We start from the raw sequence: 22,056 nt of genomic DNA, 5'->3' as shown, positions 1-22,056 counted from the left end.
AAATTAATATTAACGCTTTTTAAGACACCTTTTAAGCAAGCAACCTATTGAGGAAAAGAATTGAAATTAAATAATGTTGAAAATATAAGTAATAAAATTTTTTTTGATATGAATAAACTGATTTTTTCTCTTCAAAAACTGATTATCCAAAAAATAAGATTCAAAAAAATAGTAACTGAAAAAATTTTAACTGGAAATATGCAATTACCAGGATTTGAAAAAATATATACATATAAAAAAATAGGTGATTTATGTAAAATTCAGCGTATTAAATCATCCAAAATATTATTTAATAAAAAGAAAAACAACCAAGATAAATTAACCAACGACTATATAAAAATTAGGGAATCTAAAGGTCAAGTCGTTTTATCTGCAAATGAAGAAACCTTTAATTCCTGGTTCTATTTTTTAGTAAAATTTTTGGAATCAGAACTAATTAAAAAGAACAATAATTTTGGCTCAGCAGCTATTCAAATAGAAGATTTACTTGAACTTATTGTGCCTGTTCCTCCATATTTAGAACAAAAATCTATCGCACATATTTTAAATGATTTAAATACTGAAATTCAACAGCTAGAGAAAAAACTTGATAAATACAAACAGATAAAAAGAGAAATGGAGTTCAATCTTTTTGTTTAATAAATTTACTAATAAAATCAAATAATATTCCAAATGCCATGTATTTTAAAAATGATTTTTCTTCTATAACAGTCTATATAGTTAAAAAAATAAAAACTAGTATTTTTATATAAGAGCCTAAATCCAAAAATTTAGGCTCTTGAATTATCTAACTTTCTATTAGTTTTCTAAGTTTTTTGAGTACTTTTTTCTTTCGACTTGTAATCGTTGACCTTGGAACGCCTATTTCTCGACTAAATGCAGTATCTGTTTTTTCTTCAAAAAATAATGCTTTAATAATAGATATTTCCTGTTCATTTAGTTGGTTTAATGCATTTCCCAATGTTTCTAACAATATATTCTTTTCAATAATTTTAAAAATATCTTCGTCCGTTTTGATCAGATTATTCTTATCATTTTTTAACTCATTGAAAGAGATAGGATTGTATTCTTTCTCCAGTTTTTTTAAATATCGTTGTCTCTCATAATCCTTGTAAAGTGATTTATATTGTTCTGGCGTTACTTCCAAAAGCATTCCCTGCAGCGGAAAAAACTTTTTGCTCGCATATATTTCTGGGTAGGCCTCACAGCGTTCGCAAAGTTCATCATATCTAATTTCAAAATAGTGCCCCTTCTCATTTTTAACAAAACATTTTGTATTAGCTTTCATAATTTTACCTCCATTCAGTTTATTAACAAAACTGAATGGAGGAGGGCCACGCGGATAACCTAAAAAAGGCACAATATCTCACATTGAGGTAAACGTGCCTGCTAGAATACAAAAATTTATGTTTTAAAATTATTTTACAGTGTTTTAACTACAGACATACTAAGTAAAGTATATTGAGTTCTATTTTTTCTCAATTCAAATATTTTAAAGGTACTTTTATCCTATCCCCCTCAATACTTATTAATTATATTTTTATTTGCGATGAGAAAATATTGTTAATTATTTATTTGCAAAAATCATTAAATATCTGATTCAGCTATCTGAAACCAAGTAACTAAAGTAAAAATATTTTTACCAGAATATGTGTTTTTCTTAATACAAAAACGCGCATCCTTCGTTACGCGTTTTTGTAGCCCCTTTATACTAAATATCTTTTTAATAAACGAGATATTTCTAATACATCAATTGGCTTAGCAATATGAGCATTCATACCAGACTCTAAGCTATGTTGTATATCCTCAGAAAAAGCATCGGCACTCATGGCAATGATTGGAACAGATGAAGCATCGGATCGATTTAACCGTCGAATTGCTTCTGTCGCTTCATAACCTGTCATATGGGGCATCCGAATATCCATAAGAATAAGATCGTAATATCCATCTGGTGATCTTTGAAACTTTTCCACACATATCTGCCCATCTTCTGCCCAATCCAGTTCTGCTCCCAAATCGGATAGTAATGCCTTTGCAACTTCCCAGTTTAGTTCATTGTCCTCAGCGAGTAGAATATGGCATCCAGACATATCAATATTTTGCTCTGGTATTTGATCGTCTATTTTCTCGCAGCCCATGTACTTACGCAAGCTATAAAACAAAGTAGATTTAAACAAAGGTTTGGAAATAAAGCCACTAATTCCTGCTTCACGGGCTTCTGTCTCAAACTCACTCCAATCATATGCAGAAATCAATAAAATCGGTATTTCATTTTCTAAATTACGTCGAATTTCTCTAGCAACCTGAATACCATTCATATCCGGCAGTTTCCAGTCTAATAAAATGATCTGATAATCGTCTTTCTTTTGATGGTGCTGAATTACCAATTCTACCGCCTTCTCTCCGCTCAATGTCCATTCAGCTTTTATTCCAATGGAATTTAAAGCTTTTATGGCCGTTTGACATAATAACTTATCATCGTCAACAACCAACATATTCCACGGCGGGAGCACCATATTCACTTCCAATGCATCAACCTTTTCAAAATCAAAGACGAGATTAAATTCTGTTCCTTTATCGAGTTCACTTTTTACAGCAATGCTTCCTTCCATTGCGTCCACAATGTACTTTGTAATTGCCATCCCTAAGCCAGCACCCTCAGTTTTATGTATCCGACTTTCATCAGCACGACTATAAGATTCATATATTTTCTCTAAAAATGCTGGTGACATGCCGATTCCGTTATCTTTAACATTAATGTGAATTCGAACATAATTATCTCCTTTAGGGGACTTTTCCTCTAATAAAGATAATCGTATAGAACCACCTTCTGGCGTATATTTAGTTGCATTGGATAAAAGATTTAATAATACCTGATTTAAACGTACACCATCACACCACACATTTTCTGTTAAAATATTATCTACATGTATATCAAAATTCTGCTTTTTGGACTTTATCTGAGGCTGCATTATATTAACAATTCCCTCAATAACTTCTTTTAAAGAAATCCGCTCTATTGTTAGTGTCAATTTGCCTGTTTCAATTTTAGACATATCTAAAACGTCATTAATAAGTCCTAATAAATGTTTACTCGACAGCGTAATTTTTCTCAGACAATTCTGAACCTGCTCTTTATCGTCTATATGAGTGGTGGCAATAGCAGTCATCCCTACAATTGCATTCATAGGTGTTCGTATATCATGACTCATATTAGCTAAAAATTCGCTTTTTGCCTTACTTGCTTCAACCGCTACTTGGCGAGTTTTTTTCAACTCTCGCAGTTGAGTACGAGTCATAGAAAAATATTTGATAAAAATTAGTATCAGAATTGTTAAAATAGAAATACAGGCTATTACCGTTGTACCTATACGTTGGCTGCCTAGCTTTCCTATAATCTCATTTAATATACCATAAGGCATAACTGCTACCAGATACCACTCTGAACATGGTAAAGGAGTGACGCAAACTTGCAGCTCTTTACCTTTTATTTTAAGAGTTGTATCGTACATGTCATTATCTTCTAACGCAACAGCAAATTCTTTAAGAGAAGAATCCATAATTGATTCACTTGATGCTGGATCAGCCTGATTTTGCAATAAATCAAAAAATTCCCATAACTCTGTATTGGAATTTCTGATTACAAAACTGCCATCTGGCCGGATAATATGGTAGTACATTAATTGATCTTCTCCCTCTAGTGAAAGAAAATTGGTGATATAGTCTAATGGTACAGCTGCGATCAGGCCTGTACATCTATCACCATTCGACATAGGATAATTAGCATCAACACCAAACAATACTACTTCTTTTCCAGTTGCATCCATCCCTACCGCAACTCTCTGCTCTCCCTGTATTAAGGATTCCACAAAAGGAGATGGGTTAATCGGCTGTACTGGTTGTCCATAAAGCGTTTCAAACTCTCCTTTAGCAGAGCAAAGTGCTAAATAATCAAAATTTCTGGCCAGCGATCTGTAAATGAGTTCATCGTATAGATTTTCACTGTTTCTCTCTTCTGAAACAACAGAAACAATACTATTAACCTGATCAAAACGCAGTTTAATTACAGACTCAAAATGTTCTGACATTTGCTGATTCATTCCAGACATATAGATTTCTCCAACTTCATAAAATGCCTCTTTGCTCTCTCGATTCATATGAATTCCTAAAAGCGTAAAAACAACTACACTAAAGATTAGAAGGCCTATGAAACTGTATGTTAGAAATCGCATTGGAGATTTCTTTTTTTCATTATTCCACATCAATATTGTTCCGCCTTAAAACGTTTATATTTTTCTATAACACTTATGATTTGACAATAATCATTTGTTAACTGTGGCATGATCTCAATTGCTTTTTCCCACGTTCTTCCCCTTAGTGCTCCTGTCATTAAACTACTGCTTTCATACAATTGGGTAAAAGAAAGATTCTGGCAAATTCCTTTGAGCGTGTGGGTGGCTCGGAGAGCTTCATCATAATTTTCATTACGCATTGACACTTCCAGCAAGTTAAAGCTTTTATCTTCCAGAAATTTATATAGAAATTTCTCAACTGTCTTTTCGCATCCTAATCTTCCTAGTGCATCCTCATAATTGCCGTCAAAATTCATATAACAGTCTCTTAAATTCATCATTTCCTCGCTTTTAAATATCATTTGTTTCTTTTTCAAGAAACTGTATAAACACTTGATTCTTTGTATTTTTTGCCTGATACATCATATGATCTGCAATATTAAACATTTCTTTTACTTTTCCCAATCCATGCGCTCCCCCTACACTGATTGAAACTTGAATTTCAGGGTATTCATCTATCACAAGCCTATTTACAAGCATCCGTATTCGCTCTAATTTATTTTTAAATGCATCGGCAGGAATACTATAAAAGATTACTACAAATTCATCCCCACCATAACGGATTACAGTATCCGTTTTTCTCACACATGATAAAATCGTTTTAGCAATATTTTGCAACACAATATCCCCTCTAGCGTGTCCATAATAATCATTAATATCTTTAAAATTATCGACATCTATTACGACAACACCTTCCGTATCCTCTGTATCTCTAAAATGTTCATCATAATAACGTCGGTTGTAGACATCGGTTAAAGAATCAATGTACAATAATTGTAGGTTCCACTCTTCACGCGAAAGAGATGTGTGTGCATTATGACTAAACAACCTATCATAATCTATTTTTTTTCTTACATCTTGAATGTATTTGGTCTCCTGCCCAAACGCAGTATCCTTTAATTCATTTTCAAGCGTATCCGCAATTTCTTGCAGGCATTGTAAAAGAATCGGATTAAATACGCCGCATTGCCCATCCAAAATCATTTTTAATGCTTCTCTATGTGAGTATGCTTTTTTATAACATCGTTCACTGGTTAAAGCATCATATACATCCGCCAATGCTACTACCTGAGCGGCAATAGGAATTTCATCCCCCTTTAATCCATCTGGATAACCATTGCCATCATATCTTTCATGGTGCCACCGGCAAATTTCAGAAGCTACTTTTACAAGCGGCAACTTTTGTTGTTCCACCGGCAACTCCAGCAACATTTTTGCCCCAATTGCTGAATGGGTTTTTATCACCTCAAATTCCTCTGCCGTTAGACGCCCAGGCTTATTCAAAATTTCATCTGAAATAGATATTTTTCCAATATCATGCAAAGATGAAGCGGTGCTTATTAAAATAATATCAGACTTTGACAATGGATATCGATCTGTCCGCTGAACCAGATGTCTTAACAAAAGTTCTGTGATAGTGTTGACGTGCAACACATGCAAACCACTCTCGCCATTTCGAAATTCCACAATATGAGACAAAATTGAGATCATTAGCTTGTTATTTTTTTCCTGTTCACAAAATTGTTCTGAAATAATTTTTTCAAGATGGCGTTGTCTAGCATATAAAAACATGGTATTTGATATACGACGACGAACAATTGTCGAATCAAACGGACGGCTAATATAATCAAAAGCGCCCAAGTCATAGGCACGTTTTATATTCTCAGGAGAATCATCTGCTGAAATCATAATAACGGCAAATGTATCATTCCAATGATATTTATCTATATACGTTAAAACTTCAAAACCATCCATTTCAGGCATCATAATGTCTAAAAGTATGAGCGAAAAATCCATTCGATGCTGTGAAAGAAGTGTAATCGCCTCTATACCGTTATCCGCTTCCACAACATCATATTGCTCTTCTAAAATATCTATCAAAAGAGCACGGTTCATTTCCGAATCATCCACAACTAATATCTTTTGTTTATTCATAATATTTTAATCTCTTTCACTATAACTTTACATTTTTATTATAAGTGTATTTTATACAACTTGGCAACGACTATATTGGACAGGTAAGCATAAAGCTTAGCGTTTTTTGATGACAACCTAAAGTATAAGAAGTATAATTAAAGTAAAATTGAAAGGAATTTAATCATGGAACCACAAGAGACCAAATTCTCATTTATATATAACGAAATTAAACAGCGCATTTTAAATGGTCAAATACTTCCTGGGAACTGTCTGCCATCTTCGAGAGTTCTCTGCAATCAATTCCATGTAAGCCGATATACAATTAACTGTGTTTTTAATGCATTAAAGAAAGAAGGCTTAATCGAAATCCGCCCACGCCTTGCACCAACAGTCCTTTCTAATGCACCCTACGGAACAGAAAATATATTATTTAATACTTTAAGAAAAAGAGATAGTATCGTACAATTATATCAAACTTTTGCTTTAATATTACCTTCTCTTTTAGTTTTTGCATCCGAGAATTGCAATTTAGAATTAATGCTTCATTACAAACAAGCTCTAAAAGTGTCTCGTCTTGGAATTGCTGCTGGCGGCTGGCGTCCATCTTCTGATTTCATTAAAGAAATTCTGGAAATTGGTGGTAATTCTTTAATCGGCAATCTCTATTCGACATTTGAACTCTATCATAACCTGAGTTTTTTTACAGAAGAGTGCCCCTTTTTTTTAGAAAACTTTCTGCATGGTTCAACGTCCGTTACTGGAATTATCATGGATATTTTGAAAGGTAAGGATCCTTCTGTAAAGAAAAAGCAATTAGAGAAATTGGGGCAAAGATTTGCTGATTCAATTGCCAACACTTTAAATCATTTGGTAAGCACAACACCGAAATGTCCAGCAAAATCTTCAGCTTCATTTTTATGGCGACCAACCCGCGGTAAAGATTATTTTTATTCAAGAATAATCAGCGATCTAAACCAGAAAATTGGGAGTGGTGAATATCCTTACGGAACATTTCTACCTCATGAAAAACAGCTTGCCAGTCAATACGGTGTCTCAGTATTTACAGTCAGAAAAGCCTTGGACGAACTTAATCAGAGAGGCCTTGTAAAAAGTTTAAATGGCAAAGGAACTATGGTGATCGAACCAGATGATTCTTTGGTAAATCAGATGCTTCCTAAGCCGAGACGTACACAGGAGGCTTTACAATACCTTCACGCACTACAATTATTAGTATTAATTATCCATCCTGTAGCTTTAATTGTAGCCCCAACTTTTACTACAAAAGACTTAGATAAACTGGATAAAGTCTTCAACTTACCAAATTCCATTCATATAATTGATATTTTCGAAGCCATTTTAAAACATATTGAACTGCAACCTTTACATGCTATACTGACCGAAACATTTCGTCTTACGGAATGGGGACATTATATTGCTTATTATGATAATAAAAAAACAGTACTTGAAAAACTAAACAAAAAAGTCGCTGCCTCCGTTCAGCATCTGCGTAAAGGAGATATGAATGCTTTTGCAAATGGTCTTACAGATTGCTATCGTTTTACTTTAAAACACGCTAAGGATTACATGATCAAAAAATATAAGTTTTATAGGATAGATTATATTCAAATCCCTGAGATCTACTAAAGGCAAGAGATGAAAAATCTTTTATATCGAAAGAACGAGATGAAAGCAATTGAAAAGATATTCTCACGCAATGTACGAATATCACAAAAAATGTAGTATTGCTAAACACATATTAGGATATTTTCTTGCATATACACAATTAAAAAAATGAGGTTCACCCATCAAACATGTTTAATTTTGTCTTTATATACTGCTTCAATTAACATAAAAATACAAGGGATCAAACAAAGACATGAGTAGTTCGTTGTATCTCCAGCAATATAAAAGAGCATGCCATATCCAAAAGTGAAGACAACCTTCGCTGCCCTGCAACTCGGCAGTGAAAGGGGCTTTTTTCTATGGATATTCATAGTAACGTTCTGATGTCCAGACTCCCGGACTTCATCGACAAAGTCAGCACTTGAGCCAGTAACGTAATAAATTCCTAGTCCCGAAAATTTTTTTAAATATAGCTTTCCAGATTAACTGTACAGGTACTTTTCTGAAAGATTCCCATCCAAAGCACCAGCCCTCATATTTAAATTTTTGTAGTGTGTTAACGAATGCTACTTAGTCTCTTTTTGACACTGATGGCATGATTATTATACATTTGAAACAATCACTTAATCGGCCATTTTTTTCCTGCTATTAGCAAAATCACATCAGCCTTTTTAAATTTTATCTTTTTGATCTTATTAAAATTTAATCCAGCACATTATATATTTTTTCTTTTGTATCAGCAGGACAGAGATAGCCTATTTTTACGAAAAATCAAAAAATAAAATTTACTTCTGATTTTAACTATCTTTTTCCTGCACAATCAGAAATTCTCTTTTCAGCAGGTTCACTTCAAGGCGGTTTCCCGCGTGTTTCTTTCATCCATTCCCGTCCAGACTTACCATTTTAGTAAATGGCGAAACACACAGCACAACATAGGAAGTCCCCCGAGCCGCTTTTCTTTTACATGGGTCTGCGCTCTCCACCCCATTGACGACGGCCCACTGCAAGTGAAACAATCGACCGCCGAGCTGATTTTCTGCATCTGCTCAGCCACACATATTTGTTGTTTTGATACTGGGGATCAACAAAAGCTTAAAAACCCCGGCTACCCTGATTTTTTGCACAAAAATAAACGGGAACGCGAAAGTTTTTTTCTTTCGGTTCCCTGTTTTTAGCCGATTTTCATCCGCCAAACTCCATAATCTTTTTTTCAGTTTCAATAAGCGGGGCAGCCGTACCCCAGAATCATGTAGCCCCCGAGGGGGTAACTCCTTCTTGCGCAGCTGTCTGTGGTGTTTCCCTCAATGGTGTTCACGGTGCCGTCTATCACATTCTCAACAAAACCGACGTGATCCGCGCTGCCGTCGCCACCCCATGTGAAGAAAATAATATCCCCGGCCTTTGGGGTATAACTCCCGTCCTGCCATTGGCCTTTTGATTGAAAATAGGCTACGCCGTCCGGGACATAGGAAAACTTTGGAATGATCCCTGCGTCGATATAGCCGCACTGATCCGCGCACCATGAAACAAAGCAAGCGCACCATTCCACCCGACCAGAAAAGCCATACCAGCTCCAGTAGGGCTGTCCTCCGACATTCCCGATCTGGCTGGCCGCTACGTTGACAATATTGCTGTTGCCTGTCCCTGTCGGGATACGTCCAAAAGGGTAATACCTTAAAACATTCGGCACATAGCTCACATCGCCATAGCTGCCGCCATGCAAATTGGCGAACTCCTGCGCGTTAGTCTGGGTATAGCCGCCGTAATTTTCCAAAGCCCAGGTGATGTAGCCTGCCCCAAAATTGTAGCCCTGTAATCCGAGTTTGATATGCTCTAAATCCATGGGACTGGTAACCCCCGCGGCGTGCAGGCAGTCTGCCAGATACCGGATGCCAATATTGATCGAATACTCCGGGTCGGTGATGCCGCCGGGATACTGGTCATTATAGCCGCACTCTGAACACTGCATCGGATCGCCCCCGCGGCCACCGGATTCCTGCATCATGACCGCTTTGATCAGTTCAACATATTCCTGTATCCCATGTTCACGGGCATACTTTGTGATCAGCGGTTCATAAGCCTGTACTTCTTCACTGACAGGCTCCACCGCATTGGCATTACCCGCTCCCACCAGACACAAAGCCCCGCCAAAAAGCACAATGATCACCAGAATGAGCACCACCACCCATCCCCCGGCGGCAATGGCACTGGCAAGGGCTTTTCCCACCGCGGCCGTGGCTTTGGCGGCTGTGGCCGTAACCTTGGCGGCGAGCTTTCCGGTGGTGATCGCTGCTTTCGTCGCAGCCTGAGAAGCCTTGACGGCCATTTTGGCCGATGCCTGACTGGTCTTAACCGCTGCCTTGGCAGCTGCCTGTGACGCTTTTGCCGCCGCCCTGCTGCTCTCTCTGGCGGTCTTTGCCGTGGCCCGCCCGGACTTGATGGCCCTTTTGGATGCTTTCACTGTCCGGATGCTGTTTTTTCCCAGCTTACGGGCTTCACTGGCCGTTTTAATGCGCAGCCTGCCCGTTTGATCACTGGTTTTAATCGTCCGCTTAGTAGCCTTTTCAATGCCTGTCTGGGCCGCCCGCTTGCTCTTGGCTGCGGAGTAAATAGACTGCCGGATATTCTTTTCTTTTTCCGGGAGGGCCTTGATCGACGGCTCGGTACTGCCTTTGGCTTTCACCATGCCGTTTACGCGCTCCCGGGTTTTTATGCGCACCTCATCCCCGATATTCCGGACACCCGGTTCCGCTTCGGCGCGGGCATTTTCCACGGATTCAGCCATATGGTCTGCCCAGTGGGCCTTAACCTTCTGAGCGGCGCTGCGGCTTTGATTCTGAATCTTCCGGGCTGCTCCATGGGCCGCACGATCTGCGTAATCCGATGTCCGGTTGACGGCATAGTCATTTGCGGATGTTTCCTGCGGCGATTGGCTGCACTCCGCGGCATCCTTTGTCCGGATGGTCGCTTCCCGTATCCGTTCGGCAGCTGTTCCGGCCTTGTCGAGTACCCGTATATCCTTCTTTACCTCCCGGGTCTTGATTTCTTTTCCGATGCTTAACACCTCCCTTCATCGAAAACACCGGGAGGATCAAAGGGTTTCTTCTCCCGGCTTGGTGGTCATCAGCCTGTACAGTCTGGTCTTTTTCGGAAACTTGTTGACAAAGGGCACTAAGGAACTCCCGTACCTTATCAAGCCACAGCCCTCATCCGCATTGGTGATATAGCTCAGCTGCTCTCTTGAGATATTCAAAAGGTTGGCAAGCTTCTGGCGGTCACTAGCCGCCTGATTCAGCATGACGATAAACTCCGAGTTCGATAACATGGTACTGGCTAAAACACTGTCTAAAAGGTACTCTACGTTCTGGGTGATGGCGGTCGGAAATGCATTACGCTTCCGGAAACGCCGCCACGCAGAGTTGAAAAAGGCACCGGAGTATTCATTTTCAAAAACAACGTGAAATTCATCTAAGAACAGATGTGTCCGCTTGCCCTTTTTCCAGTTTTCCGTGACCCGGTTGATCATGGCATCCGTGATAACGAGCAGGCCCATGGTTTTGAGCTGCTTGCCTAAATCCATGATGTCATAGACCACCATGCGGTTCTGGGTGTCCACGTTGGTTTTATGGGCAAAGGCGTTCAGACTTCCGTCCGTGAAAAGTTCAAGCTCTAAAGCCAACTCCTGGGCTTCCGGCTCTGGCTGCTCCATGAGCTTCTCCCGCAACACACATAAGGTCGGCAGCTCCCCGCCCCGTTGATAATCGTCATAGACCAATGCCACGCAGCGGTCGATGATGGATTTTTCTTTTGCTCCCAGTCCCTTTTTGTCCAACTGCTCAAAGAGGGATAAAATGAACTCGGACTTGTCCACAATGGGGTTTCCACCATCACCGTAACCCTCCACCATGTCCATGGCATTGATATGATCCTCTGACCCCGCCGCGATCCGGATCGCTTCACCCCCGAGGGCTGTAATCAGGGAGACATACTCGCGCTCTGGATCACACACAAGGATGTCATCCTGGGTCGCGAGGGCGAGAAATACAATCAGCTCTTTTGCGCTGAAGCTTTTCCCACTGCCCGGCACGCCCAAAAGAAAGGCGGACTGGTTTAAAAGATTGGCTTTGTTGCACATGATGAGATTGTGGGAGATGGCGTTCTCACCATAGTAGATACCGCCTGTGTCCATGATCTCCTGCACCCGGAACGGCATCAGCACGGCTAAGCTCTCGGTGGTCAGGGTGCGCAGAGCATTGATCTTCCGGTGTCCAATGGGCAGGACGGTATTTAAACCATCCTGCTGCTGATAGCGCAGGATCGCGAACTGGCAGAGGTGCTTTCTGGCCGTGGTGAGCAGTGTATCCGTATCTGCGTCGAGCTGCTTCCTGCTTTTGGCAGTGTGTACAAGGGTGAGCAAGCCAAACATCATGCGCTGATCCCTTGTGGTCAAGTCGTCCAGAAATTCCTTTGATTCCTTCCGCTGCAGCTCCATATCATAGGGAATGACCGCAGAAAAGTTCTGATTCTGGTTCTGTCTCCGCTGCCAATTCGTTATATTCGTCTCCACCCCGAGCAGGCGGTTTTCCACCTCCCGCACAGCTTCATCGGTCGGCACTGGGATCACATCAATACTGAGCATAAGGTTTCGGTTGAGCTGCGTCAGCTCACTGATCATGCTGTCACGGATATAGGATGCGTATTCACGCAGGAACAGCACCCGGCCATAGCGATCTCCGATTTTAAAAGCATCCGATTCAAACTCAAAGGTATCCGGACAGATAAAATCCCGGAAGTCATGGCCTTTTTTCATGGTCTGTAATAAATCAACGGTGAAGCCTGTCTCCTCCCCTGTCCGGTAAAAATCATGCAGGACGTGCAGCCTTTCCTCTGCGTCAAGCTCTGTACAGCGTGACCCCAGACGGGAAAAATGGGCGGTCAGCTCTGTTGCCACGCGGGCAAAATAGGTTTTGGCTTCCTCATAGTTTTTGCGCAGTATTGTCACGGTCACATATTTTTCCTGAATCATGCTGTTGGTTCCGGTAGCTTTGTCGAGTAACATCTGGTTATACTCTTTCCGGTATATGTCCAGTCCATCCTCTTTCATGGGGATCAGAATACTTTTTTCAAAGTCCGCCCGGTTCAGGCGGCGGTTGTTAATGGTCAGCTTGGTGGTCGCGCCGCTGTCAAAGCTGTTTAACAGTTCGGAATATTCTAAAAACATGGCTTCCTTATCCTCCCGACCAGCCACAGCGTAATTGATGTCCGTAAACCGAAAAGTCTTGGAATATTTATTTTTACCGATACAAAAAATCCCATCCGGATAAATGATCTGGATGGGGACAGCCTGCTGCGCGCTTTTGGGAATTTTAAATTTATCCTTTTCCTGATGGTTTGAATTTTTAAGTGTCTTAATCATTTTTCGCTCCTTGATCCTTTTTTTCTTTTTTATCTCTTTTCTTGTTAGCTGGCGTGGTCAGCATCCGGTAATACAGGTTGTCCGCATCAAAAATCAGAATTTTGGGCATTAGAAACCGATCTTTTATCCATGCCCACAGAAACTGTTCGGCGTTCATGCCGTGGTACTTGATAAAGCCTAACGCCCCAAAGGGTGCAGCAGCTAAGATACAGGCCCAGGACAGTGTTTCCATGCCAAAGTAAGGCCTGAGTAAAAAATACAGGCCAACGGCCATCCCACAGGCCATAACCGAAAAAACAAACTGCCGCATGGACAGTCCGAAAAACATGCTTTCTGTATATTCGCGGATCTCGCGGTTTATCTTCACTTCCATAATAAATCTCCTTTTGCTTTTACAGGCTTGCTTTTTGAGCGAAGCCTGCTATACTAAAACTATAAAAATCAATACATAGGAGGCGCCCCCATGGTATATGTCGCATTTATTTCATTGATCATCACCATTGTGCTCATTGTTTTGTCGTTTGTGTTGAAGCTTGCTGGAAAGCTTCGTCTGACATTGCCCGTTGTCTATTTCCTGCTGGTCAGCACTTTTCTCAATCCATGGGCGGCTGCCCACGAAAAACTGGCTTTTGCCATTCTCTTTATTCTTTTGGGTTTTTCCCTGATCTCTTGGATACGCTCTTTTAAGGATTACTGGGACGAGCGGCAATACTATAAAACCATGAAAGAAGATATTGCCTGGCAGGCCCGGACGGCAAGAGCTCGGGGTATCTCTACCCGTGACTGCTATATTGACAGCGAAGGAACCATGCGCTATAACAAAGACGATAAGCCTGTATTCTAGGACGTTAACCACGTCCTTTTTTATTTCTACAGGCCCATCATCTCCTTCACACAGTGATCTGCAAGCTTGATGGTTCCCACCAATACCAGCATGTTAAAAACCAGTTCCCCGATATAGGCCCAAACCATGGTGACCGCCGAAGCGTCCGGGTTGACCTGTGGCGGGGATGCCGCAAACAGTGAAAAAATCACACAGGCCAGTACAATGATTGCCCCCTCCAGACAGACACCCGCATAGCTTTTCAGAAAGCTTTTGCCAATGCTCTGGCTGGGTTCACCCGCAAAGGTGGACAAGGGCACCGGGGCAATGGCAGTATAGAGAAAGAGCTTAAAAAAACGTCCATATACGCTCATGATCATTACAAAAGACAATACGGTGATGAACAGTCCTCCGATGAGAGTCACCGCCCACAAAGGGATGCTTTCAAGAAATGCACAGTTCTCCACTGCTTCCACAATCTCTGGCGGCAGCACGGTTTGGGTCGCACCCCCCAGCCCCGCCGTCACCATGATTTTTGACACGATCCCCTGCACAATGGTAAACAGGGCAATCATAAGTTCCAGACCATAGGTGATGACTCCCTTGGCAATGGCAAAGCGCACAAAGAGTTTCAGGGCGTGTTCCGGCTTCTTGACTTCTGCCAGTGAGCCGCAGGTCTTGACCATGCCTACCAGAAAAAACAACACCAACAGGGCATAGCCGATGGCCTGCAAGGTGCCGTTGATGTTGACAATCACCTCCCAGATGCCACCGCCCTTAAAGGTCTGGGGCGACTGGGTGAGCAGCTGCCAGATTTCCGACAGCTTTCCATTCCATGTGTCCAGTGCGTTTTGCAGATTTTGTACAATCCAGTTATCACTTTCCATTGAATCCTCCTTTCAAAGGGCGGGCCAGCGTTTTGGCCTGCCCTTTTTTCTTTGTATGCATACCGGATTATCCCGCAATGGTGTTCAAAATTTCCTTGGCAAAGGTGACCACGATCCCTCCGGCCACGGTCATGATGCCGTTGGCCCTCTGACTTGGATCATGGGACTTAAGGGATAAACCAATCTGCACAATGCCATAGCCGATGAGGATCATACCGACCGCCCGGACAAGGCCAAAGATAAAGGTGGACAGGTTGTTGACCACGGCAATAGGGTCATCGGCAGCGCGCACGGTTGTGGTACACAAAACACACAGTACCATCGCCATATAAACCGAAAAGCGGCGGCGCATTTTGGTGTTCACAGGCAGACGGGGTGTCGGGGCTTTATGCTTCTTTTTTCGTTTCGTTGTTTGGTTCATTTAGGTAAATCTCCTTTTGTTTTTCAAAATAAGCTTCTAAATCTTCCTCCGACCAGAGTTCACAGGTTGTTTCTTCAGATATTTCCATTTCCTCAATCACAATATCCGGCGAATAAGGCACAAGGCTCATGCTTGCAACAGCGTGATCCACACGCCCGTGTTCATATGGCGGCATCCCGCCGTCGGTGGTCAGATGGATATTGGGGTGTTTTAACAGGTTGTATTTTTCATCTTTAATGGGCCGTTCTCCGCGGATAAAGAGCAGAGCATAACGGTTGTCGAGCATCCGCACTTCATCCGGTGTCATCAGCTCCCGGCCGCTGTTTTGGTAATTTGTTGAATAATTCCCGCTCTTACCTGAGCTTTTTCCGTAGGTGTTGGTGTCAATGGTTTGTTTCCCGAGCAGTTCACTGACATATTTGTGTGTTGCCTGCTCATTGCCGCCGAGATATAAAAACGCGTCGCAATTCCCGGCGATACTTTCCCATTGCTTTTCAAACAGGGCTTTGAGCTGCGCCATGTTCTGTAAAATAATGGATACAGAAACGCCCCGGGAACGCATAACACTGAGAATTTTATCAAAATCATCGGGCAGTGAAACGTTGGCGAACTCATCCATGATAAAGTGAACGTGCACGGGTAACAGCCCCCCATATTTTCGGTCAGCGGTGTAAAACAATTGCTGAAAGAGCTGCGTGTATAAAATACTGATGAGGAAGTTGAAAGAGGTGTCGTTGTCTGGGATTAACGCAAACAAAGCCACCTTCTTTTCTCCCATGCTGGCTAAGTCCAGTTCATCGGTCACTGTGAGTGCTGAGAGACTTTCAAGGTTGAACTTTTCCAGTCTTGCCGCTAAGGTGATCTGGATGGATTTTACGGTCTTGGCGGCACCACTCCGATAATTGCGGTAATACTTCAGAGCAATGTGATCCGGCTCCCGAGCTTCCAGACGATCCATCAGCTCATCAAGGGGCGACACATAGCCGTCCACATCTTCGGGGATGTCCCCATTTCTGAGCAGCTCCATGACCATGGGAAAATTCTGTTCCTCGGGCGGGGCTTCGTATTTCAGAAAAAAGACTAAGGACAGCAGTAACATACTGGCCGCTGTATCCCAGAAGGGATCGCTTGACTGCGCGCCTTTTATGGTTGTAGCCTTAAAGAGGTTTGTCACAAGCCGCTGCACATCGTTGTCGGTTTTGAGATAGACAAAGGGGTTATAGCAGTGTGACTTCTCCATGTTGATTAAATCTAAAATGCGGACTTCATACCCCTTTTCTCTGAGCATCTGTCCGGTATCGCGGAGGATCTCACCCTTGGGATCAAGGATCACCATACTGGTATTGGCCTGCATGACATTGGGCTTTGCATAGAATCGGGTTTTCCCGGCCCCGCTCCCCCCGCAGATTAACACGTTTAGGTTTCTCCGGTGCCGATGGCCGTCCAGACCCATGCGCACGTTCTGGGTCAGCAGCTTGTTATCTTCAAAGTGTTTCTCCCGGTATTTTCGGTTGACGCTTTGGGCATCCCCCCACTTCGCGCTTCCGTGTTCCTCACCCCGGCGGTAGTTCTTTTTTGTGGCATAAAAAATCCCGATTCCCATGACATATAAAATCATCAGAATCAGGATGGATTTTAAGCTGCCCTCACACCATGTGATTTTAAAGGGATGCTCCATTGCTTCGGGGAACTTAAGGATAAAGGCATAAAGTCCCTCGTCGATGAAAGGGGCAATGCGCAGGGCCAGTCCGATCACCGGCACAAGGAGGGCGATGTACAGCACCATGTTTTTACTGAAATTATCTTGCACTGTCGCGTCCCTTCCTTTTCCCGGTCTTTTCTGTAGGTGCGTCGATGGTTTTCAGTAAGAGGTCGTCCACGACATCTGTTGACCGTTTCTGCCTTATCAGGCCGTTTCGCATTTGATTGAGGGCATTGATCAGAACGCCGTACTCCACATGGTCAAGGGTTAAAATTCTTTTGACTTCTTTCATGATCTACCTCAGCGTGCCGGGTCTGCCCGGCTCTTTTGCTGTACCATCTGCTGTAAATTGTACTTTACCCGCATGGACACCTCGGCCATGGCATCCTTGATGGCGGTCAGCTCTGCGCCCACCTGCTGCGGTTCTGCACTGGTCAGAAAATCCGGCAGCTTTGAAAAGTCAAAGCATGCGGTTGAAACGCCTGCCTGTCTGCAGATCATGTAAGCGGCGGCCTGGGCCTTGAAATCAAGGGTTTTGGTATCGCATCCGTTTAAGGCCAGTTCGGACTTGGCTAAAGCGGCGGCGATTCCCTGATACATGGCATCCGGATTCAGCCCTTTTTCCACCACCACGCACTCTTTATCCATATCAAAATCCACGGCCAGCGGATGATTGACGGCTTCGGCGGTCAGAATCTTTACCGGGGCCTTTGAAATGAGTGATTTTATCAGCATCCGGTCATCCAGTTTGCCTGTTTTCTGAGAACGCACCCGACAGGTGGTCTGGGTGATGTCGTACATTTTCTTGGCCTTGAAGGACTGCCCGGTTGTTCCATCATCACGGGTGTAGGGGTTTCCGGGTTCCAGAATCAAAATCGGGTTTCTGAACTCGGACTGTTTCACAAAGATACCCTGCTCTTTCCATGTCGTACTGTCTGCAATTTTGGTGGCGGTTTCCCGCTGCACCTGTATGAGCAGCGCGTTACGGGCAGTATAGTATTCAAAATTGGCCTGAACGTTCAGATACCCCTGAAATAGCTCGGGACTTTTCCCAATGGTTTCAAGGGCCTTTTCAATTTGTGTATAGCAGTATTCCCGGTTGGCCTTTTGCTCGGCCTGCCACTTTTGATTGTTTCTCGGCTTCTGTTCGGGTTCTTCCTGACCAAACAGGTCATATAAGTTACTCATCGTGTTTTATCTCCCTTCGATTTTTTTTGAATCTCTTTTTTGGTTTTCCGCTTGGGCCCATGGTGTTTGGTTTCCTTTTGCGGCTCCGGTGCGCTGCGTTCGGGTTCTGCCCGGGCCTTTTCCTGCTCGGCTTTGATCGCTCTGAGTTCTGCCCGGACGGAAGGTTTACCTTCTTCTGCGGCGGGCGGCTTCAAGCTGTTCCCGGATGGAAGGCTTTTCTCCTGTGCCTGGGCCTGCGGGTCCTCGGCGTAGGGTTTCTCCGCCTGTAGGACTTCCTTGTCCTCCCTGCCCGAAACCATGTTTTCCTCCTTTGGGGGCAGCTCGTTTTCCTCCTTTGGCTCTGCGGGGCCTAAAAGGACATCCAGCAGCTGTTCTTCCCCGGCTTTGGATTCCTGATCCGATGCACCAAAAAGATCATTCAACAGGGCTTCCTCTGCCTGTACTTCTTCAGGAGTCTGCGTCTGCCCTTCCCGTTCATTCAGAATTTCACTCTTAATTTCCGCGGTATTCACTGCTGCCAGCTGGAAGCGTTCAACGATCCGGTTGATCCGCACAGCATCCTCCTGCTTCACCAGAATATCCGTCACACCATCCGGACTGCCTGTCGGATTGCCCAGGGCACAGTAAAGCACCCCGTAATGCTTGGCTTCTTTGGCAAAGACTTCAAGGTCAGCATTGTTAATCGAAAAAACGGTTAAGGGTTTCCCGGATTTCAGCATAGCTGTTAATCGGGTTTTTCCTTTTGTTTTGTGTACATCAGCACTCTTTAAAGCTGAGATTAACAGAAAGGCCAGATTTTTAAGGCCTGTCCCTGTCAGCCGCAACAAAAAATCCGCCCCTTCAAGGGATAGTCGGATGACTTGTTCAGCTGCGTCACCGCTTGTATTCATTTTTGGTATGCTCCTTTCCTTTATTTTTTTCTTCTAATTTGACTGCTTTGATTTTTTCTTTCATCGGCATGGATCGCGCGGCAATGCCGTCACAATACTTCACTTCCTTTCTGAGTGCTTTGATCTGCGCGCTCAGCCCGGCAATGTCCGCTTTGATTTTAGTCACCTCTTTTTCATCCGGTGTGCGCTGTGTTCTGTTCCAGAGTTTTTTACGCTCAGTACAGAGTTTTTTTATCTGCTGTTCATTTTCTATCTTATGAGCTGCCAGTTCATCCATGGTGTTGATCTGATGGCGGCATAGAAAACACGCTTCCTGACTGATTTGTTCCATCTTCCGTATATCCTCCCGGTACAGAAACGGCAGTGCGCCTGCTTCCCGGTCTTTTTTCTTTTGAAACACGCCCAGCTTAAAGCAGTAGTAAAGGTACAGGCCCCGCAGGCCGCTGGTATGACGGGCTTTTTCAAAGCTTCCGTGCAAAAGCATTTTTTTCTTTGCAGCCTTTGGCCCGGGTCGGTACTGCTTGATCTGCTGCTGTTTAAAAATCCGCTGTTCGATGTTGTCTAAACGGTATTCGGGATACTGGCGGTCAATGCGCACATATCGCGCTTTCCCGGGCGGCTTCAGCGTGAAGTATTTTGCATCATACTTGATGGCGTATCCCTTCTGCCGCAGACGATACAGAAACTGCCGAAGGGTCACGGATTCGGAAATGGTTGCATCGAGGTCTTTTAAGATCAGGCCCCGCCATGTGGGTTTTCCTTCCTGCTCTGCCCGCCACTCACCGTACTGCATAGACTTGTTCATGGTCTTTTGAATCACGGAAAGCTTGTATTCAAGGCAAAGACGGTCGGAGACCTCCCGCATTTTCCGATAGGTTTCTTTATTGTCATAGTAGCGCAGCCCATCAGCAAAGGAGACAGCGTTCAGCACCATGTGATTGTGAATATGGGCTTTGTCGATGTGGGTTGCGACGATCACCTCAAACCGTGATCCCCACAATTCCTCTGCCAGTTTTACGCCGATTTCATGGGCGATCTCCGGGGTGACTTCCCCGGGTTTGAAGCTTTGATAGGCGTGATAGGCAATGATGCCGCCCTCCTTGCGGTACTGCTTTTGGGTGATGGTCATCTCCTCCCTCGCGGTTTCGGGTGAACAGTTTAAACCTGTGACATAAAACTGCCTTTCAGTTTTAATGTCCTGCGACACATAGTCCATCACATCCCGCAGGGCCTGTACGTCAGCCACGCCATAATTTTTGTTCTTTGTCTTATCCGGATTTTTGGCATAATCAACCACCCTGTCCAGACGGCCCCGGATGTCCCAAATTTTTGTGGTGGCCATATCATCCTTTTTCTGGCAGCAGAAATTTTTCTCTGATTTCGGTCTGGAACTTCCGCCATTTCAGGGCTTCTTTTTCATAAAGCGGCTGATCCACAAAACCCAGGGCATTGGCCTTGGCGGCAATCTGGTTCAGGTTGTTTCCGATGGCGGACATCTGCCGCATGGTTTCGTAAAACGCCGGGCCGGGTTTTTCGTGTAACTGGTAGCCTTCAATCATGGCACGCAGAAAAGCTTCCCGGCTCAGACCAGACTTCTTCACTTTTTTATCCAGTTCCTGTGCTTCCCGCCTTGTCAGGCGAAACAGGATCTCAACGTTGCGCTTTCGCATATTTTTCACTCCTTATCCACGTTATAAAAGGGGGATTGGGGCACGCCCCAACAAGCGAAAAAGGTGAGCTGCCTGGAGGGCGGCTATCCTTTTTCAGTGCTTGCTGGGACAGTCTCACGCCGCAAGGCTCCCCTGCTTTCAATTTAGTTACCGCTCATAATATTTGATTTTCGGCATCAACGGCACGACAACAATCTCTCGGTTTACACGGCAAAACCGCTCAGGAAACTTGTATTCTTCGGCATATTTTTGGATTTGTTCGGGGGTAAGACTGGAAAAACCTTTTCGGTCACCCCGCGCATTGCAGATAAGAAAGTCCCCGGCAATGATGTCAATAAGTTCACTGTTATCAATAAAGATGCCACGGTTCATCGGCAGACCGTTTATCTTTCCTTCATCGTTGCAGATAATCACTGCATCATCATCCGTTTGTAACTCATACCTTTCAATGTTGCCGCCTACGAGTTTTTGCATGGATTTCAGGTTATTGGGAATGGTAACTTCCCGCGGGGACTCCCCGGATCGGATATATAAGACATTGATTGTACGTTTCATTTTCAGTTACCGCTCATAATCCCTGTGTTTATCCTTTATCGGGACAGCGATAATCCCTTGATTAAGGCGTATAAACTGTTCAGGATATTTGAATTGCTCAGAAAATTTTTCAATTTGTTTTGGGCTTAAGCTTGTAAAATCCTCGCTGTCCCTCGGGGCGTTACAAAGAAAAAAATCGCCTGCAATAATCTCAACAAGCCGCTTTTTTTCATCAAAAATACCGCGGTTCAGGGGCAGACCGTTGATCTTTCCTTCTTCATTACAGATGATCACTGCGTCGTCATCGGTTGGAAGATAATACATTTCAATGTATCCATCCACCAATTTCTGCTTGGCTTCAAGGGTGTTCTCAATGGTCATTTCCTGTGGCCGCTCCCCGGCCCGGATCATCAGGATGGTGATTTCGTCTTTCTTATCCGTTAGTTCATTTTGATTCGTGGTATTGTTTTTCATGATCGTTTCCTTTCCCTTCGCTGGCTTCTGATGTCTCTCCCACATCCACAATGAGGGGTGACGAGGGGATGATCAACGTGATCTCCACGTCCTCCCCCTCATAAAGTTTCATCAATTCATTCAGGTTAATGGCTGTACTCATGTGTTTTTCTCCTTCGT

21 protein-coding genes are annotated in these 22,056 nt (G+C 43.3%); 3 read left to right on the top strand and 18 right to left on the bottom strand.

Going from position 1 to position 22,056, the window contains the following annotated elements:
* The first annotated feature begins 60 nt into the window (after positions 1–60).
* Positions 61–639, top strand: coding sequence for a restriction endonuclease subunit S (locus CPZ25_RS15715; protein WP_074618297.1), 579 nt, complete (start codon positions 61–63; stop codon positions 637–639).
* Positions 640–787: 148 nt separating this feature from the next.
* Here the strand turns inward: CPZ25_RS15715 and CPZ25_RS15710 are convergent, their stop codons facing one another.
* From CPZ25_RS15710 to CPZ25_RS15695, 4 genes are all read right to left on the bottom strand, one after another.
* On the bottom strand, positions 788–1,288 hold the full coding sequence (locus tag CPZ25_RS15710) for a sigma factor-like helix-turn-helix DNA-binding protein (protein WP_074618298.1): 501 nt from the start codon (positions 1,286–1,288) through the stop codon (positions 788–790).
* Between the two features lie 418 nt (positions 1,289–1,706).
* A complete protein-coding gene (locus CPZ25_RS15705) occupies positions 1,707–4,262 on the bottom strand; it encodes a hybrid sensor histidine kinase/response regulator (protein WP_096919218.1) in 2,556 nt (851 codons plus the stop codon).
* A complete protein-coding gene (locus CPZ25_RS15700) occupies positions 4,262–4,609 on the bottom strand; it encodes an Hpt domain-containing protein (protein WP_341473482.1) in 348 nt (115 codons plus the stop codon). The genes CPZ25_RS15705 and CPZ25_RS15700 overlap by 1 nt, the downstream gene beginning before the upstream one ends.
* Positions 4,610–4,643: 34 nt before the next feature.
* Complete coding sequence (locus CPZ25_RS15695) at positions 4,644–6,287, bottom strand: diguanylate cyclase (RefSeq protein ID WP_096919217.1); 1,644 nt, start codon at positions 6,285–6,287, stop codon at positions 4,644–4,646.
* Between the two features lie 165 nt (positions 6,288–6,452).
* Here CPZ25_RS15695 and CPZ25_RS15690 point away from each other — a divergent pair, with 165 nt between their 5' ends.
* Positions 6,453–7,913, top strand: a complete 1,461-nt coding sequence (locus CPZ25_RS15690) for a GntR family transcriptional regulator (protein WP_074618301.1) — start codon at positions 6,453–6,455, stop codon at positions 7,911–7,913.
* A gap of 1,195 nt (positions 7,914–9,108) precedes the next feature.
* Here the strand turns inward: CPZ25_RS15690 and CPZ25_RS15685 are convergent.
* From CPZ25_RS15685 to CPZ25_RS15675, 3 genes are read right to left on the bottom strand one after another with little or no spacing between them, the layout of a single operon-like run.
* Positions 9,109–10,956 carry a lysozyme family protein gene (locus CPZ25_RS15685; protein ID WP_243129314.1) on the bottom strand — a complete coding sequence of 616 codons (1,848 nt, stop codon included), beginning with the start codon at positions 10,954–10,956 and terminating at the stop codon, positions 9,109–9,111.
* A 27-nt stretch (positions 10,957–10,983) separates the two neighbouring features.
* Complete coding sequence (locus CPZ25_RS15680; protein WP_096919216.1) at positions 10,984–13,308, bottom strand: VirB4-like conjugal transfer ATPase, CD1110 family; 2,325 nt, start codon at positions 13,306–13,308, stop codon at positions 10,984–10,986.
* Positions 13,301–13,681: a PrgI family protein gene (locus CPZ25_RS15675; protein ID WP_074618303.1), complete on the bottom strand. Its 381-nt coding sequence runs from the start codon at positions 13,679–13,681 to the stop codon at positions 13,301–13,303. The genes CPZ25_RS15680 and CPZ25_RS15675 overlap by 8 nt, the downstream gene beginning before the upstream one ends.
* A 90-nt stretch (positions 13,682–13,771) precedes the next feature.
* Between CPZ25_RS15675 and CPZ25_RS15670 the strand changes: the two genes are divergently transcribed.
* Entirely contained in the window at positions 13,772–14,152 is a 381-nt protein-coding gene (locus CPZ25_RS15670; RefSeq protein ID WP_074618304.1) for a hypothetical protein, read from the top strand.
* 26 nt (positions 14,153–14,178) lie between these two features.
* On the opposite strand, the gene CPZ25_RS15665 is transcribed toward CPZ25_RS15670, so the two are convergent.
* From CPZ25_RS15665 to CPZ25_RS20550, 11 genes are all read right to left on the bottom strand, one after another.
* Positions 14,179–15,018, bottom strand: coding sequence for a VirB6/TrbL-like conjugal transfer protein, CD1112 family (locus CPZ25_RS15665; protein ID WP_074618305.1), 840 nt, complete (start codon positions 15,016–15,018; stop codon positions 14,179–14,181).
* Between the two features lie 67 nt (positions 15,019–15,085).
* Positions 15,086–15,439, bottom strand: coding sequence for a TrbC/VirB2 family protein (locus tag CPZ25_RS15660; protein ID WP_074618306.1), 354 nt, complete (start codon positions 15,437–15,439; stop codon positions 15,086–15,088).
* On the bottom strand, positions 15,405–17,225 hold the full coding sequence (locus CPZ25_RS15655; RefSeq protein WP_074618323.1) for a VirD4-like conjugal transfer protein, CD1115 family: 1,821 nt from the start codon (positions 17,223–17,225) through the stop codon (positions 15,405–15,407). Before CPZ25_RS15655 ends, CPZ25_RS15660 begins: the two co-directional genes overlap by 35 nt.
* 13 nt (positions 17,226–17,238) lie before the next feature.
* Entirely contained in the window at positions 17,239–17,433 is a 195-nt protein-coding gene (locus tag CPZ25_RS15650; protein WP_058695866.1) for a hypothetical protein, read from the bottom strand.
* A gap of 8 nt (positions 17,434–17,441) precedes the next feature.
* The gene (locus tag CPZ25_RS15645; RefSeq protein ID WP_074618307.1) at positions 17,442–18,329 is read right to left on the bottom strand and encodes a hypothetical protein; all 888 of its coding nucleotides are present in this window, start codon (positions 18,327–18,329) and stop codon (positions 17,442–17,444) included.
* Complete coding sequence (locus CPZ25_RS15640) at positions 18,326–19,219, bottom strand: PcfB family protein (protein WP_074618308.1); 894 nt, start codon at positions 19,217–19,219, stop codon at positions 18,326–18,328. Before CPZ25_RS15640 ends, CPZ25_RS15645 begins: the two co-directional genes overlap by 4 nt.
* Complete coding sequence (locus CPZ25_RS15635; protein WP_096919215.1) at positions 19,203–20,561, bottom strand: relaxase/mobilization nuclease domain-containing protein; 1,359 nt, start codon at positions 20,559–20,561, stop codon at positions 19,203–19,205. The genes CPZ25_RS15640 and CPZ25_RS15635 overlap by 17 nt, the downstream gene beginning before the upstream one ends.
* Position 20,562: 1 nt before the next feature.
* Complete coding sequence (locus CPZ25_RS15630) at positions 20,563–20,889, bottom strand: plasmid mobilization protein (RefSeq protein ID WP_074618310.1); 327 nt, start codon at positions 20,887–20,889, stop codon at positions 20,563–20,565.
* A 147-nt stretch (positions 20,890–21,036) separates the two neighbouring features.
* A complete protein-coding gene (locus CPZ25_RS15625; RefSeq protein ID WP_074618311.1) occupies positions 21,037–21,444 on the bottom strand; it encodes a DUF3846 domain-containing protein in 408 nt (135 codons plus the stop codon).
* A gap of 6 nt (positions 21,445–21,450) precedes the next feature.
* Positions 21,451–21,897 carry a DUF3846 domain-containing protein gene (locus tag CPZ25_RS15620; protein WP_074618312.1) on the bottom strand — a complete coding sequence of 149 codons (447 nt, stop codon included), beginning with the start codon at positions 21,895–21,897 and terminating at the stop codon, positions 21,451–21,453.
* The gene (locus CPZ25_RS20550; RefSeq protein WP_167495254.1) at positions 21,869–22,039 is read right to left on the bottom strand and encodes a hypothetical protein; all 171 of its coding nucleotides are present in this window, start codon (positions 22,037–22,039) and stop codon (positions 21,869–21,871) included. The genes CPZ25_RS15620 and CPZ25_RS20550 overlap by 29 nt, the downstream gene beginning before the upstream one ends.
* Positions 22,040–22,056: the final 17 nt, after the last annotated feature.

The organism is Eubacterium maltosivorans (assembly GCF_002441855.2).
In the GTDB taxonomy this organism is placed as follows: Bacteria; Bacillota; Clostridia; order Eubacteriales; family Eubacteriaceae; genus Eubacterium; species Eubacterium maltosivorans.
Note: the sequence above shows the minus strand (reverse complement) of the source record. Positions and strands in the feature narration are given on the sequence as shown.